Origin of the sequence: Candidatus Methylopumilus universalis, from assembly GCF_006364435.1 — a bacterium.
In the GTDB taxonomy this organism is placed as follows: domain Bacteria; phylum Pseudomonadota; class Gammaproteobacteria; order Burkholderiales; family Methylophilaceae; genus Methylopumilus; species Methylopumilus universalis.
Genome location: NZ_CP040977.1, coordinates 424129 through 440135, shown reverse-complemented (window position 1 = coordinate 440135; position 16007 = coordinate 424129). Strand labels below are relative to the sequence as shown.

Below are 16007 nucleotides of genomic sequence, written 5' to 3'. Positions count from 1 at the left end.
AATAATTTTATTCAAAAAACCAATAACAAACACCAATAGAGGCTAACACACCAACAAGATCTGCAAATAGTGCGCAAGCAACTGCGTGTCGTGCACGCTGAATACCAACTGCACCGAAATAAACTGCCAAAACATAAAAAGTAGTTTCAGTACTGCCTTGAACAGTTGCTGCTAAAAGTGACGGGAAGCTATCGACACCATGTGTTGTCATAGTATCAATGAGCATAGCTCTTGCGGCACTTCCAGAAAAAGGTTTCACAAGCGCTGTTGGTAGCGCATCTACAAAACGTGTATCCCAGTGAAAGCTATTAGCAAGATAACGAATCATATCCAATACAACATCAAGCGCACCTGATGCTCGAAGAATACCGACTGCACATAACATCGCAACTAAATAAGGCAGTAAATTTTTAGATACATCAAAACCTTCTTTAGCACCTTCAATAAATGACTCATAGACTGGCACACGTTTTAATATACCTATAAGTAAAAAAGTAACAATCAGTCCAAACAGGACAGCATTGCCTAAGAGAGATGAGAATGCGCCCAATGCCGATGCTGATAAATGACTTAAGAATAAAATAAATACAGTTAATAAACTTGCAATGGCTAACATCCATGTGATGACTACAGGGTCGTTTAATTTAATTCGTTGCATAAAAGCGACTGAGAAAAAACCAGCCAAAGTGGAAGCGCTTGTTGCTAAAAGAATAGGTAAAAAAACGAGTGTAGGATCTAATGCTCCTTGCTGTGCACGATACATAAAGATTGATACTGGAAGTAAGGTGAGTGACGAAGCATTCATAACCAAAAAAAGAATTTGTGCATTGCTTGCGATCTTTGGTGTTGGATTAAGCGATTGCAATGATCGCATCGCTTTAAGCCCAATAGGTGTCGCAGCATTATCAAGACCTAATCCATTTGCAATAAAATTCATGGTGATAAGACCTGCTGCTGGATGATTTTTAGGAACCTCAGGCATGAGACGCCTAAAAAGTGGTGAAAGCCAAGATGCTATTTTTTCAACTAAACCTGCGTGTTCAGCAATCTTTAAAAATCCTAGCCAAAGCGTTAGGGTTCCAAAAAGTAATACCATCACTTCAACCGATAGCTTTGCCATGGAAAAAAGGCTATCCACCATAGTGGCAAACACTTCAGTGTCTCCTTGACCTACCCATCTCCATATTGCACTTAATAAAGCGACAAAGAAAAAACTCACCCACAACGTATTTAATATCGAACTGTTACGATTCTGCGTGCTTGTGTTTTTAGAGGATTGCTTAGGTTTTATAATGAATCACCTGAAAAATTGAATAGGCTTAAAAATGATCTATGAAAATTATAAGGCTAAGAAATCTATTTTTGAAAACTAATTCATCGGTTTAATTGGTCGGAGCGGTGAGATTCGAACTCACGACCCCTTGCACCCCATGCAAGTACGCTACCAGGCTGCGCTACGCCCCGAAAATTAAAACAATGATGAATTACTTTTTAAGCAGATCTATGATACTGAGCAATTCATCTTTAATCGACTTTATATTAAGGCCGGCAAGTGAATTGGATTGATTGAGATTCTCTAAAGGCAACTCAACTTGACCTTGTTTAGTCACTTGAAGCTCTATAGGTGGCTCAGCTTGCTTTACTTCTTTAACAAAACTTTTATCTTTAAGTCGCTGTTTAGCGCCTTGAATCGTAAAACCTTCGTCATGTAGAAGCTCTCTAATTTTACGAATGAGAAGCACTTCAGGTAATTGATAATAACGTCGATTGCCACGTCGCTTAACATCTTTGAGCTGATCAAACTCCTGCTCCCAATATCGCAGCACATGCGCCTTGACGAGACAAAGCTCACTTACCTCTCCGATTGCAAAATATCTCTTTGAAGGTATTTCAGGTAAGACGGGGGATTTAAGCTTTCTTTCCAGAGTAGTTCTCTTCTACATTGCTTTTTAGTTTTTGACTTGCGTGAAAAGTAACCACACGTCTTGCTTTGATTGGAATCTCTTCACCCGTTTTAGGATTGCGACCTGGTCTTTCTGATTTTTTTCTTAATTCAAAATTGCCAAAACCAGACAGCTTGATACTGTCGCCATTTTCAAGTGCGTTGCGAATCTCTTCAAAAAAAGCTTCAACCATATCTTTGGCTTCACGCTTATTTAAACCTACACGGTCAAATAGAATTTCGGATAAATCTGCTTTAGTTAATGTCATAACGGCCTACTTTTAAATCGGTATTAAATATGGGATTAGTTGCGGAGCGTTGCGCCAAATTGTTTTTCAAGTAATTCAACGATTTTTGATACGGAAGAATCAGCTTCACTATCAACTAATGTCTTTGAAGTATCCTGCATAAGTATCAGAAATGCAACACTTTTTTTGTTTTCGGCGATGCCTTTCCCTTGGTAAAGATCGAACAAAGCCATTCGATTTAAGAACGGGATTTTAGCCTTAAATACAGCATCTAAAATCGAATCAACCTCGACTGAGTCATCTACCACAATGGCAATATCACGTCTTACGGGAAGGAATTTTGAGATGTCTTCGTATTTAAACGCTTTACCTTCTAAAAGCTTCTCTATTTTTAACTCAAAAATAAAGGGGGCTTTTGGAAGAGAAAAGTGTTGCTGCCATTTTGGATGCAATTTACCTACCCAACCTATCGACTGACCCTCTAAAAAGACTTCTGCAGACTGTCCTGGATGAAGCGCTAGTGGTGTTTTATCACTTCTTTTAAATGTGAGTGATTTAGACGTTAAAGCTTCAACATGCGCTTTCATATCATAAAAATCAATCTCGCGTATCTTGTCAGCCCATTGCTCAGGCAAAAAGCTACCGTAACTTAAACCAGATATCACTTCAGTCTCAATAAAATCTTTTTTTGCGCCTTGGAAAGTTTGTGCAATTTCAAAGATATTTAATCGCGATACTTGTCGATTTAAATTATAAGTTAAGACTTCGAGATGACTTCCCCACAATGATGATCGCATCGTCGACATCTGACTTGCTATTGGATTTTGTAATTGAATAGGGTTTAAATTTCCATGCAACACTTTTTCAATCTCATCTTCAATAAAACTATAAGTCACTACTTCGTAAAAGCCGCGTGATGTGAGCGCTTCTTTAAGATCTCGCTGACAAGCTCCAGAAGCGGGTAACATTGCCTGATGACTTACAGGATGATGAGAAGGTATTTTGTCGTAACCATATAAGCGAACTACTTCTTCAATAAGATCTTCTTCAATCGCAATATCAAATCGATAAGAAGGCGGTGTGACTTTAAAGCCTTCAATGGTTTTATTCACTTCAAAACCTAACTGATGGAATATGTGCTCAACATCTTGGCTCGGTACTTCAATGCCTAAAATAGCATTTAATTTTTTAAGTCTTAGATGGATTTCATTACGCTTTGGTAAAGCATTTAAAACTTCTGAGATTTCACCTGCTTCTCCGCCACAGTATTCGATAATAAGCGATGTTGCTCGCTCTAATGCATGTCGGGTATTTGAAAAATCAACCCCTCGTTCAAAACGGTATGATGAATCTGTAGATAAGTTATACGCTCTTGCTTTACCAGCAATCACAATAGGATCAAAAAAAGCGCTTTCTAAGAAAATATTTTTAGAGGCTTCAGTGACTGACGATGGCAATCCACCCATCACACCTGCAAATGCAATTGCACCTGAGTTATCTGCAATGACCAAATCTTTTTTAGACAATTTAATTTTTGTGTCATTGAGTAAATGGATCGGCTCTTCAGGTTTTGCGAATCTCACCACAACATCACCTTGCAATTTGTCATGGTCAAATGCATGAAGCGGTTGTCCAATTTCAAGCAATACATAATTAGTAATATCTACAATGGGGCTAATTGATTTAATATTGGAGCGCTCGAGTCTGGAGACCATCCAATCAGGTAATGTTTTTGTATTGTCTACATTTTTAATGATACGACCACAGTAACGAGGGCATGCCGATTTTTCTTCGACAACTATATTTTTCTTTTCACTTTGCTTGATCGGATTCACTTCATAGGTGATAGGAGATAGTGAAGATTGACTAATGGCAGCGACTTCTCGGGCGACACCCCATAAACTCAAACAGTCACTTCGATTAGGTGTTAATTTTAATGTCGTAATTTGATCATTAAGATCAAGTGCTACTCTTAAATCAGTACCATTTTTTAAATCATGGCTTAATTCTAAAATGCCTTCAGCTTCTTCAGCCAATCCTAATTCTTTTAACGAACAAAGCATACCGAATGATTCAATGCCACGTACTTTTGCTTCCTTAATATCGATGGAAGGTAATTTAGCACCTACTAATGCGCACGCCACTTTAATACCTTGTCTTGCATTTGATGCGCCGCATACAATTTGTAATGTCTTGTCTCCGATATTGACATCGCACACCTGAAGTCGATCAGCATCAGGATGTTTTTTAATCGAAACAATCTCACCCACCACCACATGACTAAAAGATGCGCCTAGAGGATGGGATTCATCAACATCCAAGCCTGCCATAATCATGACGTGGTTAAGCGCATCACTATCCAGTGATGTATTCACATATGACCTTAACCAATTTTCAGAAAATTGCATATTGAGATATCTTTAAATAAATTGCTGAAGAAAGCGTAAGTCGTTATTAAAAAAGTGGCGTAAATCTTGAACACCGAAACGCAACATCGTTAAGCGCTCCACACCCAATCCAAAAGCAAATCCTTGATATTGATTTGAATCGATACCTACATGTTTAAATACTTCTGGATGCACCATACCGCACCCACCAATCTCTAGCCAACCGCCCTTCCAACTCATATCCATTTCAGCAGAAGGTTCTGTGAATGGAAAATATGAAGGTCTGAAGCGTACTTTCAAATCTTTATTCTCGAAAAAGTTTTGGAGAAAATTTTCGATGACACCTTTAAGGTCTGCGAAGCTTACTTGTTGATCAACCCATAAACCTTCAACTTGATGAAACATCGGCGAATGTGTTGCATCTGAATCAACGCGATAAACGCGACCTGGTGAAATAATTTTTAAGGGTGGTTTATTTTTTTCTAAATGACGAATTTGCACAGGGGATGTGTGCGTTCTTAATACATAAGATTCATCAATATAAAATGTGTCATGCATCGCGCGTGCTGGATGTGACTCAGGAATATTCAGTGCAGTGAAATTATAAAAATCAGATTCAATTTGTGGTCCGTGTGCTACTGAGAAACCGATGGAATGAAAAAGAGATTCAATGCGATGAAGCGTTTGTGTGACTGGATGTAGGCTTCCTCGATCTTCTTTTCTTGAAGGTAAAGTCACATCTAATGATTCCTCTGCAAGCTGTTTCGTTTGCGAGGCATTTAAAATAGCTTCTCGTCTTTTTTCTAAAGCTTCTTCAACGCCTTGTTTAACGACATTGATCTCAGCACCTACTTTAGGTCTTTCTTCCGCAGATAATTTACCAAGTGATTTAAGTGCTTCAGTTAAGACACCGCTTTTACCTAAGTATTTGGCTTTTGCTTGATCAAGGTCCGTCACAGAATGGCACTGATCAAAATCTTCACGGGCTTCTTTTAAGGTGTGTTCGAGATTATTCATTGACTATTATTTTAATAAAAAAAAGGAGGCTAGAAGCCTCCTTTTAAAAATTAATAATTTTTATGCTGCTCCTGAACCAGATTTAGCAATTTCGACAAACTTAGCAAAAGCTGCTTTATCGAATACTGCCATATCTGCTAATACCTTACGATCCACTTCAACAGAAGCTTTCTTAAGGCCATTCATGAAACGGCTATAGGTAAGACCACATTCACGAGATGCTGCGTTGATACGCGCAATCCATAGTGTTCTAAATTGACGTTTTTTCTGACGGCGATCACGGTATGCATACTGACCTGCCTTCATCACTGCTTGTTTAGCTATACGGTATACGTTTTTACGACGGCCGCGATAACCTTTAGCAAGTGCTAAAACTTTTTTATGTTTCGCTCTAGCGGTGACACCACGTTTTACTCTAGGCATATTATTCCCCTTATTGAGTTGGCATCATCGCGCGAACGCGTTTGATATCGGTTGCTGAAATGAGGACAGTGCCTCTAAGATTACGTTTTTGTTTCGTTGTTTTTTTGGTCAAGATATGACGTAAATGAGAACGTGTTCTCTTTACCATACCACTTCCTAAAAACTTGAAGCGCTTTTTCGCGCCACTTTTTGTTTTCATTTTTGGCATTTTGATCTCCTTAGTTAGAGTAATAAGAGTGCTTAGGCATGCCGTTTAAGCCGTATCACTCAGAAACTTTTGCTTCAGTGGTTTTTGGTTTGACTTTTTTTTGTGGAGCCAGAACCATCACCATTTGTCGACCTTCCATTTTCGGAAATTGTTCGACGACTGCGTATTCCATTAAATCATGTTCAACACGTTTTAAAATTGCTAAACCGTATTCTTGATGCGTTATTTCTCGACCTCTAAAGCGCAAGGTGATCTTTGCCTTATCGCCGTCTGAAAGGAACCCAATGAGGTTTCGTATTTTGATGTTGTAATCACCATCATCTGTTCCCGGTCTAAACTTCACTTCTTTAATCTTGACCTGCTTCTGTTTTAAGCGGGTTTCGTGTTGCTTCTTACTTTCTGCATATTTAAACTTACCGTAATCAAGCAATCGACATACGGGAGGTTGGGCTTGTGGAGCAATTTCCACTAGATCGATATCTATCTCTTCTGCTTTTGCAAATGCCTCAGCTAGTGTCACTATGCCAAGCGCTTCGCCGTTTACGCCAATTAATCGAATTTCTTGAGCTGTAATGTCTCCGTTAATTCTGACTTCTTTCTCTTGAGCGATAACAAATCCCCTGTAAATATAAAAGAAAAACCGCGCTACCTTGTTGCTAGACTTTAGTTTGAACTTCCTGATTTAGTCGATCAATCAATGACTTAATCGACATGGATCCTAAGTCTTCGCCTTTTCGGGTTCGCACGGCAACTTGCCCAGCTTCCATTTCCTTTTCCCCTACAATTAAGAGATAAGGAATCTTTTGTAAGCTATGTTCGCGTATTTTATAGGTTATTTTCTCATTTCTCAAGTCAGAATCGCATCGGATGTGGTTTTTCTTGAGTTCATCCATGACTTTTGAAGCGTAGCTTGCATGTGCGTCAGCAATATTAAGGATAACCGCTTGTGTCGGGGCAAGCCAAAGAGGCATAGCACCCGAGTAATGCTCAATAAGAATCCCAATAAAACGCTCCATAGAACCTACAATAGCCCGATGCAGCATCACAGGGTGTTTGCGGCTATTGTCTTCCGTGACATATTCAGCGCCTAGGCGTTCAGGCAAGTTAAAGTCGAGCTGGATCGTACCGCACTGCCAAAGACGACTTAAGCTGTCTTTTAGGGTAAATTCGATTTTAGGTCCATAAAAGGCCCCTTCTCCAGGCTGAAGGTCAAATTCGAGCTTATTTTCCACTAAAGCAGCTTTAAGGGCAGATTCCGCCTTATCCCAAGTTTCGTCAGCACCTACACGCTTCTCAGGACGAGTGGATAATTTCACTAAAACGTCCTTAAATCCGAAGTCTTGGTAGGCTTTAAATAGCATGACAATAAACTTAGCCACTTCATCTTTAATTTGTTCTTCTGTACAAAAAATATGGGCATCATCTTGCGTAAATCCACGAACACGCATTAAACCGTGGAGCGATCCTGATGGTTCGTTACGATGGCATGAACCAAATTCTGCAAGTCTTAGAGGCAGGTCACGGTAGCTATGTAGAGCATTATTAAAAATTTGAATGTGGCCAGGGCAATTCATAGGCTTCACCGCATAGTCTCTATTTTCAGAAGAGGTTGTAAACATATTGTCGCGATAGTTTTGCCAATGCCCAGATTTTTCCCACAAAGTCTTATCCATGACTGTTGGGGTTTTAACTTCTTGATACCCATAATCTAAGAACATTTTCCGCATGTAATGTTCAACTTCTTGCCAAATCGACCACCCCTTGGGATGCCAAAAGACCATACCAGGTGCTTCATCTTGCATATGAAATAAATCGAGTTGCTTTCCTAATTTACGATGATCTCTTTTTTCCGCCTCTTCCAACATGAAGAGATAGTTTTGCAAGTCTTCTTTATTGGTCCACGCAGTGCCGTAAATTCTTTGTAGCATTTCATTTTTAGAGTCGCCACGCCAATATGCGCCAGCCACTTTCATTAATTTGAATACTTTTAATTTTCCAGTTGATGGCACATGCGGGCCTCGACAAAGATCTGTAAATTCACCTTCGGTGTATAGAGAAACTTCCTGATCTGCTGGAATAGATTCAATAATTTCAGCTTTATAATTTTCTTTAATTGATTTGAAATATTTAACTGCATCATTACGCAGCAATACTTTTCTTGTGATGGGTAAATCGCGATTAGCAATTTCTGTCATCTTCTTTTCAATACTTTCTAGATCTTCTGGTGTGAAAGGTCGTGTATATGAAAAGTCATAATAAAAACCATGTTCAATGACAGGGCCAATCGTTACTTGTGCATCTGGAAATAACTCTTTTACGGCATACGCTAAAAGATGGGCAGTTGAATGACGAATAACCTCAAGCCCTTCAGGATTTTTGTCAGTAATGATTGCAAGATCGCTATCCTGACGAATGACGAATGAAAGATCGACAAGTTGATCATTCACTCGGCCTGCGAGAGCTGCGCGCGCTAGTCCAGCGCCGATATTTTGTGCAACTTCTGCGACGGTAACGTCACCTTCAAATTGTCGCTTAGACCCGTCTGGTAATCTTATTTCAGGCATAGTTGAATTGAATCATTTAGCATTGCATCATTTTATAAGCTTTTAAGCATTCTTGATAGCTTGAGCCATGAGGCAAAAAATTGGTAGGCGCGATTGGAATCGAACCAACGACCCCCACCATGTCAAGGTGGTGCTCTAACCAGCTGAGCTACGCGCCTAAAGAATTTAGGAGTTTGGATTCTATCCTATTGAAGAACCCTAATCAATGATCGCTTCGTAACCATATGTAAAATCGGGGTACTTTAATTCAAATCCACTTTGATTCAACAAAACAGATTGCAATTGTTTCCCGCTTTCCAAGATAGGAACTTCAATAGTATCGGTTGTTAATTGCAGACGATTTCTGATCCACGTTAATACGTCATATTGTTTAGTCGGCACACCATCTGTCACAAGATAAAGTGACTCGATAGGTTCATTCAGCATAATTCGATTTATAAGAAATACAATAAAACGCGCAGCATCTTCTTCGTGAATTCGATTAGACCAATTATTAGTTGCAGGCCAATTGCCTGGATTGCTTTGGGCTAATTGAATCATACGCGTTCGATTAGGGCCATAAATACCAGACAAACGTAATATAGTGGCTTTATCTTTTAGTTGGCGCGCAACCGTTTCAGCTTCTAATAAAGCTTCACCTCCATAATCAGAAGGCTCTGCTATATCGAGCTCACTTAAAATCTTAGTCGTTTTTTGTCCATAAACTCTTGTGCTTGAAACAAAGAAAAGATGCTTGAAGTGATCGAGCTCTAAAATCGCTTCGTAAGTATTTTTTAAGCCTGCTACGTAATGCTCTTGGTAACTTTCAATAGACTGAGTGTCTGCAGAAACAGCGTAGATAATAATTTCAGGATTTATTAACTTAATGGCATCAATAGCTTCAGCTTTTAAAATATCAACTTGATGCATTTCAATGGAAGGGGGTGATTTTCTTAAACTTCGACTAAATCCATATAATTTAAATATATCAGGATCAGCATTTTTGACGATTGAAAAACCGAGTTGGCCGCAGCCTACAATTAAAATTTTAAGAGATTTTATTTCCAAAGCGTTTTAAAAATAAATCCAGGAAAAGAGAAAACTAAAAATAAAAAGAAAGTCACCGCATAAAATTCCCAAGCTTGGGATTGAATATGTCCTATCATTTTAAGCTCTGCAAAAAGTAAAATGCCACCGGTAATAAAATACAGAATCACCACTTCAAACAAAGCCCAAGAAAAAGGTTTTTTATGGGATGAAAATTTCTTAATAAAAAGAAAGTCACTAAACATCCAAGGGATATTGGCCATGATGATGGTAATCAGAATAAGTATTGATTGCGTCATTTAATTAAGACTCAAAGCTACTGCTTGCGTTGTTGCTTGCATAAATGTATGTGGCACTAAACCAACAATCAGAAGTGCTAATGCGTTAGCCGATAAAATCCATTGCATATCCATTGGGACATCTAATTTACCTTTTAATTTTGGCTCATCAAAATACATCAGCTTTACAATCCTCATATAATAAAACATCCCTATCAAGGCCATCATAACTGCATAGACAACAAAAATTGCAAAGCCCGCATCAAAGGCCGCTTGAAGCACCATGAATTTTGCATAGAACCCTATGGTAGGAGGTATACCTGCCATGCTCAACATAGTAATGAGCATAAGGAATGCATACCAAGGATTTCTCTTATTCAAACCTTTAAAGTCCTCAAGTAGTTCACACTCAAAGTTTTTCCGAGACATCATCATGAGTATTCCAAAAGATACAAGAGTCATAAACATATAACTCACAACATAAAATAAACTGGATGCATAACCATTAAGTGTTCCGCTCATCAAGCCAAAAAGAATAAAGCCAATATGAGAAATCGTTGAGTATGCATACATGCGTTTGATATTTCTTTGTGCAATAGCTGTGATATTTCCAATGCCAATGGAAAGCACCGCCATAATGAGCATCATTTGTTTCCAATCAACCATCATGGATTGAAGCCCTTCGCCTAGTATACGAAGTGTAATTGCAAAAGCTGCTAATTTAGGAACAGAACTAATGAGCATGGCGATTGATGAAGGCGATCCTTCGTACACATCAGGGACCCACATTTGAAAAGGTACTGCGCCTAATTTAAATGCAAGGCCGGCAACCACAAAGACCAGGCCTAGAATAAGAATTGCATGGTCTGTAGGATGATTCAATAATGTTGTTGAAATAACGCTTAAATCTAGGCTTGATGTCGCACCATAAATCATCGACATACCGTATAGAAGAAGACCTGATGCAAGAGCACCTAATACAAAATATTTAATTGCTGACTCAGTGGCTTTTTGGTTATCTCGATCAAGGGCGGTAAGAGAATATAAACATAAAGAGAGAAGCTCTAAGCCCATATAAACAAGAAGCATGTTATGGCTTGAGATCATAATCATCATGCCCAGCAATGCAAATAGAACGAGCGCAAAGTATTCGCCACGATATAAATCTCGATCTTTCATGTAAGACCGGCTATAGAAAAAAATGAGTGAGGTGCCTATATAACTTATCATTTTTAAAAAATCTGCCAAGCCGTCACGAACAAACATGTTTGAGAAAGCAAATTGTGTTTCGTGACTAAAATGTTGGCCAGTTAAATAAGCACCGCCTAATAAAGTGAATTGAGATAAAGCAAAAATAATCCAACGCGCAGAAGGCTTAATAAATAAATCTGTCATCAGCACAACCATTGCCATTGAAAGCACAAAAATTTCTGGCAAGATTAAAAAAAGATCGGATTGAATAAGTTGATTCATTTATATATCCAGAGGTAATGGTGTGACTGGTTTTATCAAATGCATATGCTCTAGAAATTGAACTGTCGTTGCATTTGTCATATCCGTAATAACTTTTGGGTAAACACCCACTAAAATAATGAGCACTGCCAATATAGACAGGATAAAGAATTCACGCCATGAGATATCTTTAAGTGCGCTAATTTTTTGATTACGTGGTTCGCCATAAAATACGCGCTTCACCATCCATAAAGAATAAGCGGCACCGAAGATCAGAGAGCTTGCCGCTACTAATGCAATCCAAAAATTATTTTGCATCGCACTCATGATCACCATAAATTCTCCTACGAAACCTGAAGTACCAGGAAGCCCACAATTGGCCATAGCAAAAAATACAGCAAAAGCTGCAAAGGTAGGCATTGCGTGAATGACACCACCATAATCTGCAATCTGTCTTGTGTGTAATCTGTCATATAAAACACCTACAGATAAGAACATGGCTGCAGAAATAAAACCATGAGAAATCATTTGAACGTACGCACCCTCAATACCGATTGCATTAAACATAAATAGACCTAGCGTGACAAAACCCATATGTGATATCGATGAATAAGCGATCAATTTTTTCATATCTTTTTGCACAATGGCAATCAATGCAATATATAAAATAGCAATGAGTGACAAAGTCACCATAAAATCTTTTAAATAAATCGCGGCTTCAGGTGCAATCGGCATTGCAAATCGCATAAAACTATATGCGCCTAATTTCAACATCACTGCTGCCAAAACAACTGATCCGCCAGTAGGTGCTTCAACGTGAGCATCAGGTAACCATGTATGTAAAGGCCACATAGGAATTTTTACTGCAAAAGCCATAAAGAAAGCTAAGAAAATAAAGATCTGCGGATAAAGTCCTAGACCGGCATTATAAAAATCTACTACCTCGAATGAATGTGTATGCAAGTAAAGGTAAATGAATGCGACTAGCATTAATAATGAGCCTAAAACGGTATATAAAAAGAATTTGATCGTGGCATAAATTCTATTAGGTCCACCCCAAATACCAATCACCAAGAACATAGGGATAAGCATTGCCTCCCAAAAAATGTAATAGAGCATGGCATCAAGTGCACTAAAAACACCAATCATGAGGCCTGACATGATCAAGAAAGCTGCCATGTATTGCGCAACTCTGTCTTGTATTGATCGCCATGAAGCCATCACAACAATTACGGTAGTGAAGCTTGTTAAAAGAATTAACGGCACAGCAAAACCATCGACGCCTAAATGGTAATTAATATGAAAGGCAGGAATCCAATGAAAGAATTCCTGAAACTGAAACTGTCCAAATGAAAAATCAAATGCTGTGTAAAGTGGGATGGTAATTAAAAATGAAATCACACTACTGACAAGTGAAAGCCATTTGGCTTGCGTGTCACTCATTTTTCCACTTAATAAAAGTATAAGGCCGCCTAAAAAAATAGGTGTCCAAATTGAGAAGCTTAGTAGGTGAGTTAAATTCATCTTATATTTTTATAAAGAAGGTTAAGAATAAAAATACGCCTATCACCATCGCAAAAGCATAGTGGTAAATATACCCTGATTGAATCACACGTATTTTTTCTGCAAACTTACTAATTGATTTAGCAGTTCCGTTAACAAGCCATCCATCAATAATTTTGACATCGCCAATTTGCCAGAATTTCTCACCTAAGAGACGACTGCCAAATGCAAAAAACTTTTCATTGAATGAATCAAAGCCATATTTGTTTTGTAACACTTTGTAAATTATTTGTGTGCGGTTAAAAATTACTTTAGGTAAATTTAAATTCACTTCATAACAGTAATAAGCGAAAGCAACGCCACTAAGTGCGAATAAGAAGGGTAAGCTTGTGATGCTATGCAAAGCCATTCCAAAGGGTCCATGATAAATTTCTCTAAAGTGATGGCTTAAGTGTTCCATCGTAGGATGCGCTTCAATATCTAAGAAAATACTTTGTGCAAAAAAACTACCGAATAAAATTGGCTCGATTGTCATAAAGCCAATCACAACAGAAGGGATAGCGAGAAGCACTAATGGCAAAGTAACGCTTAACGAACTCTCATGTGGGTTATCTTTTGGACTTAAGCCATGATGATGATCGTCATGATGTGTAAGTTTTTGAAGACGCCACTTCTCTTTGCCATGAAATACAAGGAAATAAAGTCTGAAAGAATAAAAAGCTGTTACAAATACACCAACCAATACAGAAAAATAAGCGAAGTGACTTCCTGAAATGTGGGATAACTTCACAGCCTCAATCAAACTATCTTTTGAATAAAATCCTGAAAATAATGGCGTCCCTATTAATGCTAAAGAGCCAATCAAAAAAGTAATCCAAGTCACAGGCATGTATTTTTTTAAGTTACCCATGTTTTGAATATTTTGATCGTGATGCATACCTATAATGACTGAACCAGCACCTAAGAAAAGTAAGGCTTTAAAGAATGCGTGCGTCATGAGATGAAACATAGCAACCGAATAAGCTGAAGCGCCTAACGCCACTGTCATATAACCTAATTGTGAAAGTGTTGAGTAAGCTATGACACGCTTAATATCATTTTGAATGATGCCCAATAAGCCCATAAACAAGGCTGTAATAGCACCAATGATCATAACGAATGAAAGGGCTGTATCAGAAAGCTCAAATAAAGGTGATGTGCGTGAGACCATAAAGATACCTGCAGTGACCATGGTTGCCGCATGAATCAGAGCTGATACAGGTGTCGGACCTTCCATCGAATCTGGAAGCCACACATGAAGAGGCACTTGTGCAGATTTGCCCATAGCTCCAATAAATAACAAAATACATATTACGGTAACCACATTAATAGGCTGACCAAATAACTGCATTGTATGGGCCGCCATAATGCCTGTACTTTTGAAAACCGTCGCGTAATCAAGAGAACCTGTCCAATATAGAATCAAGGCAATCCCTAAAATAAAACCGAAATCGCCGACGCGATTTACTAAAAAGGCTTTTAAGTTTGCATAGATTGCGGTGGGTCTCTCAAACCAGAATCCAATTAGAAGATATGAAACAAGACCTACCGCCTCCCATCCAAAGAAGAGCTGCATAAAGTTATTACTCATGACTAACATCAGCATTGAAAAGGTAAACAAGGAGATGTAACTAAAAAATCTTCGATAGCCTGGGTCTCCTTTCATATACCCCATCGTATAAATATGAACCATCAGAGATACAAAAGTCACAACCACCATCATCATGGCAGTTAAATTATCAATTAAGAATCCGACTTCAAATTGATAGTGGCCTGTGACAAGCCATTGATAGATGGTTTGATTTAAAACTAAACCGTTAAGAGTCTCATTTAAAGTTATGCATGAGATAACAAACGCAAAAAAGACAGAGGCGATTGTCATGCTTGAAGCAAAATACTCTGGCAATTTTCGACCCAAAATACCCACGCAAAAAGATGCGATTAGGGGCAATAAAGGAACGGTTAGATATGGATAGATAGAATTCAAATGATTACCCGTTGAGACGATTTAAGTCGTCTACATTAATAGAGCGAGTATTTCTGAAAATTAAAACGATAATTGCTAAACCTATCGCAGATTCTGCAGCTGCCACCGTTAAAATAAAAAAAACAAAAATTTGACCAGCAATATCATTTAAATAATGTGAGAAAGCAATAAAGTTGATATTAACTGCGAGCAACATTAACTCAATCGACATAAGTAAAATAATGATATTTTTTCGATTAAGAAAAATACCCACCACACTGATTGTAAATAAAATCGCGGCAAGGATAAGATAATGCGATAAACCAATCATGTTCTCTCCTTCTTTTTAGGTTTTATGTATTTTTCTTCCGATTTCATTTGAACTAATCGCACTCGATCTTCACGTTTTACAGCCACCTGATCACCAGGATTTGCCTTTTTACTATCTTTACGATCGCGAAGCGTCAATGCAATGGCTGAAATAATTGCAATAAGCAATACGACAGAAGCTAGCTCAAATGGAAGCACATAAGTTGAATACAATGTATTGCCTATCATTTCTGTATTCGATGTACTTGAAATTGATTCTGAAATAGGTGAAAGATTAAATTGTTTAGTTTTAAATACCATCACCATTTCAACCATCATGAGGACGCCAATAAATCCTGCCATAGGCAGATAATCCCAAAAACCTTCTCTTAATTTATCAAGATTAATATCAAGCATCATGACCACAAAAAGAAATAAGACCATCACAGCACCAACATACACAAGCACTAACGCAATCGCTAAAAATTCAGCATGCAAAAGAAGCCAAATACCTGCAGCATTAAAAAATGCTAGAACAAGAGATAGCGCTGCAGTTACAGGATTTCTGGAAGTAATGACGCTTAATCCTGAAGCTAGAAGGACGAAAGACAAAACATAAAAGACGAAATCTTTAAACTCAAACAT

Annotated in this window: 16 protein-coding genes and 2 tRNA genes; all 18 read right to left on the bottom strand. The window is 38.2% G+C overall.

All coding sequences use genetic code 11. The features are described from left to right. Nucleotides 1-7: 7 nt before the first annotated feature. Complete coding sequence (locus FIT70_RS02510; protein WP_223257746.1) at nucleotides 8-1219, bottom strand: nucleoside recognition domain-containing protein; 1212 nt, start codon at nucleotides 1217-1219, stop codon at nucleotides 8-10. A 168-nt stretch (nucleotides 1220-1387) separates the two neighbouring features. Continuing rightward, nucleotides 1388-1464 (bottom strand) — tRNA-Pro (locus FIT70_RS02505). 20 nt (nucleotides 1465-1484) lie between these two features. Next, a complete protein-coding gene (locus FIT70_RS02500) occupies nucleotides 1485-1925 on the bottom strand; it encodes a MerR family transcriptional regulator (RefSeq protein WP_139874382.1) in 441 nt (146 codons plus the stop codon). Further along, nucleotides 1909-2211 carry an integration host factor subunit alpha gene (locus tag FIT70_RS02495; protein WP_028817796.1) on the bottom strand — a complete coding sequence of 101 codons (303 nt, stop codon included), beginning with the start codon at nucleotides 2209-2211 and terminating at the stop codon, nucleotides 1909-1911. The genes FIT70_RS02500 and FIT70_RS02495 overlap by 17 nt, the downstream gene beginning before the upstream one ends. A 35-nt stretch (nucleotides 2212-2246) precedes the next feature. After that, nucleotides 2247-4598: a phenylalanine--tRNA ligase subunit beta gene (gene pheT, locus FIT70_RS02490; protein WP_139874381.1), complete on the bottom strand. Its 2352-nt coding sequence runs from the start codon at nucleotides 4596-4598 to the stop codon at nucleotides 2247-2249. 12 nt (nucleotides 4599-4610) lie between these two features. Then, entirely contained in the window at nucleotides 4611-5594 is a 984-nt protein-coding gene (gene pheS / locus FIT70_RS02485) for a phenylalanine--tRNA ligase subunit alpha (protein WP_139930482.1), read from the bottom strand. Between the two features lie 60 nt (nucleotides 5595-5654). Next, nucleotides 5655-6017, bottom strand: a complete 363-nt coding sequence (gene rplT / locus FIT70_RS02480) for a 50S ribosomal protein L20 (protein ID WP_028817793.1) — start codon at nucleotides 6015-6017, stop codon at nucleotides 5655-5657. A 10-nt stretch (nucleotides 6018-6027) separates the two neighbouring features. After that, nucleotides 6028-6225, bottom strand: a complete 198-nt coding sequence (rpmI, locus tag FIT70_RS02475) for a 50S ribosomal protein L35 (RefSeq protein WP_028817792.1) — start codon at nucleotides 6223-6225, stop codon at nucleotides 6028-6030. A 55-nt stretch (nucleotides 6226-6280) separates the two neighbouring features. After that, entirely contained in the window at nucleotides 6281-6775 is a 495-nt protein-coding gene (infC, locus tag FIT70_RS02470) for a translation initiation factor IF-3 (RefSeq protein WP_478210059.1), read from the bottom strand. 106 nt (nucleotides 6776-6881) lie between these two features. Then, complete coding sequence (thrS, locus tag FIT70_RS02465) at nucleotides 6882-8789, bottom strand: threonine--tRNA ligase (protein ID WP_028817790.1); 1908 nt, start codon at nucleotides 8787-8789, stop codon at nucleotides 6882-6884. Between the two features lie 81 nt (nucleotides 8790-8870). Next, nucleotides 8871-8947 (bottom strand) — tRNA-Val (locus FIT70_RS02460). 40 nt (nucleotides 8948-8987) lie between these two features. Further along, on the bottom strand, nucleotides 8988-9836 hold the full coding sequence (locus FIT70_RS02455) for a sugar nucleotide-binding protein (protein ID WP_028817789.1): 849 nt from the start codon (nucleotides 9834-9836) through the stop codon (nucleotides 8988-8990). Next, nucleotides 9827-10114 carry a DUF2818 family protein gene (locus FIT70_RS02450; RefSeq protein WP_028817788.1) on the bottom strand — a complete coding sequence of 96 codons (288 nt, stop codon included), beginning with the start codon at nucleotides 10112-10114 and terminating at the stop codon, nucleotides 9827-9829. Before FIT70_RS02450 ends, FIT70_RS02455 begins: the two co-directional genes overlap by 10 nt. After that, nucleotides 10115-11566 (bottom strand): NADH-quinone oxidoreductase subunit NuoN, encoded by a 1452-nt coding sequence (nuoN, locus tag FIT70_RS02445; protein WP_139874378.1) that lies wholly within the window; start codon nucleotides 11564-11566, stop codon nucleotides 10115-10117. Next, nucleotides 11567-13069 (bottom strand): NADH-quinone oxidoreductase subunit M, encoded by a 1503-nt coding sequence (locus FIT70_RS02440; protein ID WP_139874377.1) that lies wholly within the window; start codon nucleotides 13067-13069, stop codon nucleotides 11567-11569. It lies immediately after the preceding gene. A gap of 1 nt (nucleotide 13070) precedes the next feature. After that, on the bottom strand, nucleotides 13071-15074 hold the full coding sequence (nuoL, locus tag FIT70_RS02435; RefSeq protein ID WP_139930480.1) for an NADH-quinone oxidoreductase subunit L: 2004 nt from the start codon (nucleotides 15072-15074) through the stop codon (nucleotides 13071-13073). Between the two features lie 4 nt (nucleotides 15075-15078). Further along, entirely contained in the window at nucleotides 15079-15384 is a 306-nt protein-coding gene (gene nuoK / locus FIT70_RS02430; protein WP_139867318.1) for an NADH-quinone oxidoreductase subunit NuoK, read from the bottom strand. Continuing rightward, a complete protein-coding gene (locus FIT70_RS02425) occupies nucleotides 15381-16007 on the bottom strand; it encodes an NADH-quinone oxidoreductase subunit J (protein ID WP_139867315.1) in 627 nt (208 codons plus the stop codon). Before FIT70_RS02425 ends, nuoK begins: the two co-directional genes overlap by 4 nt.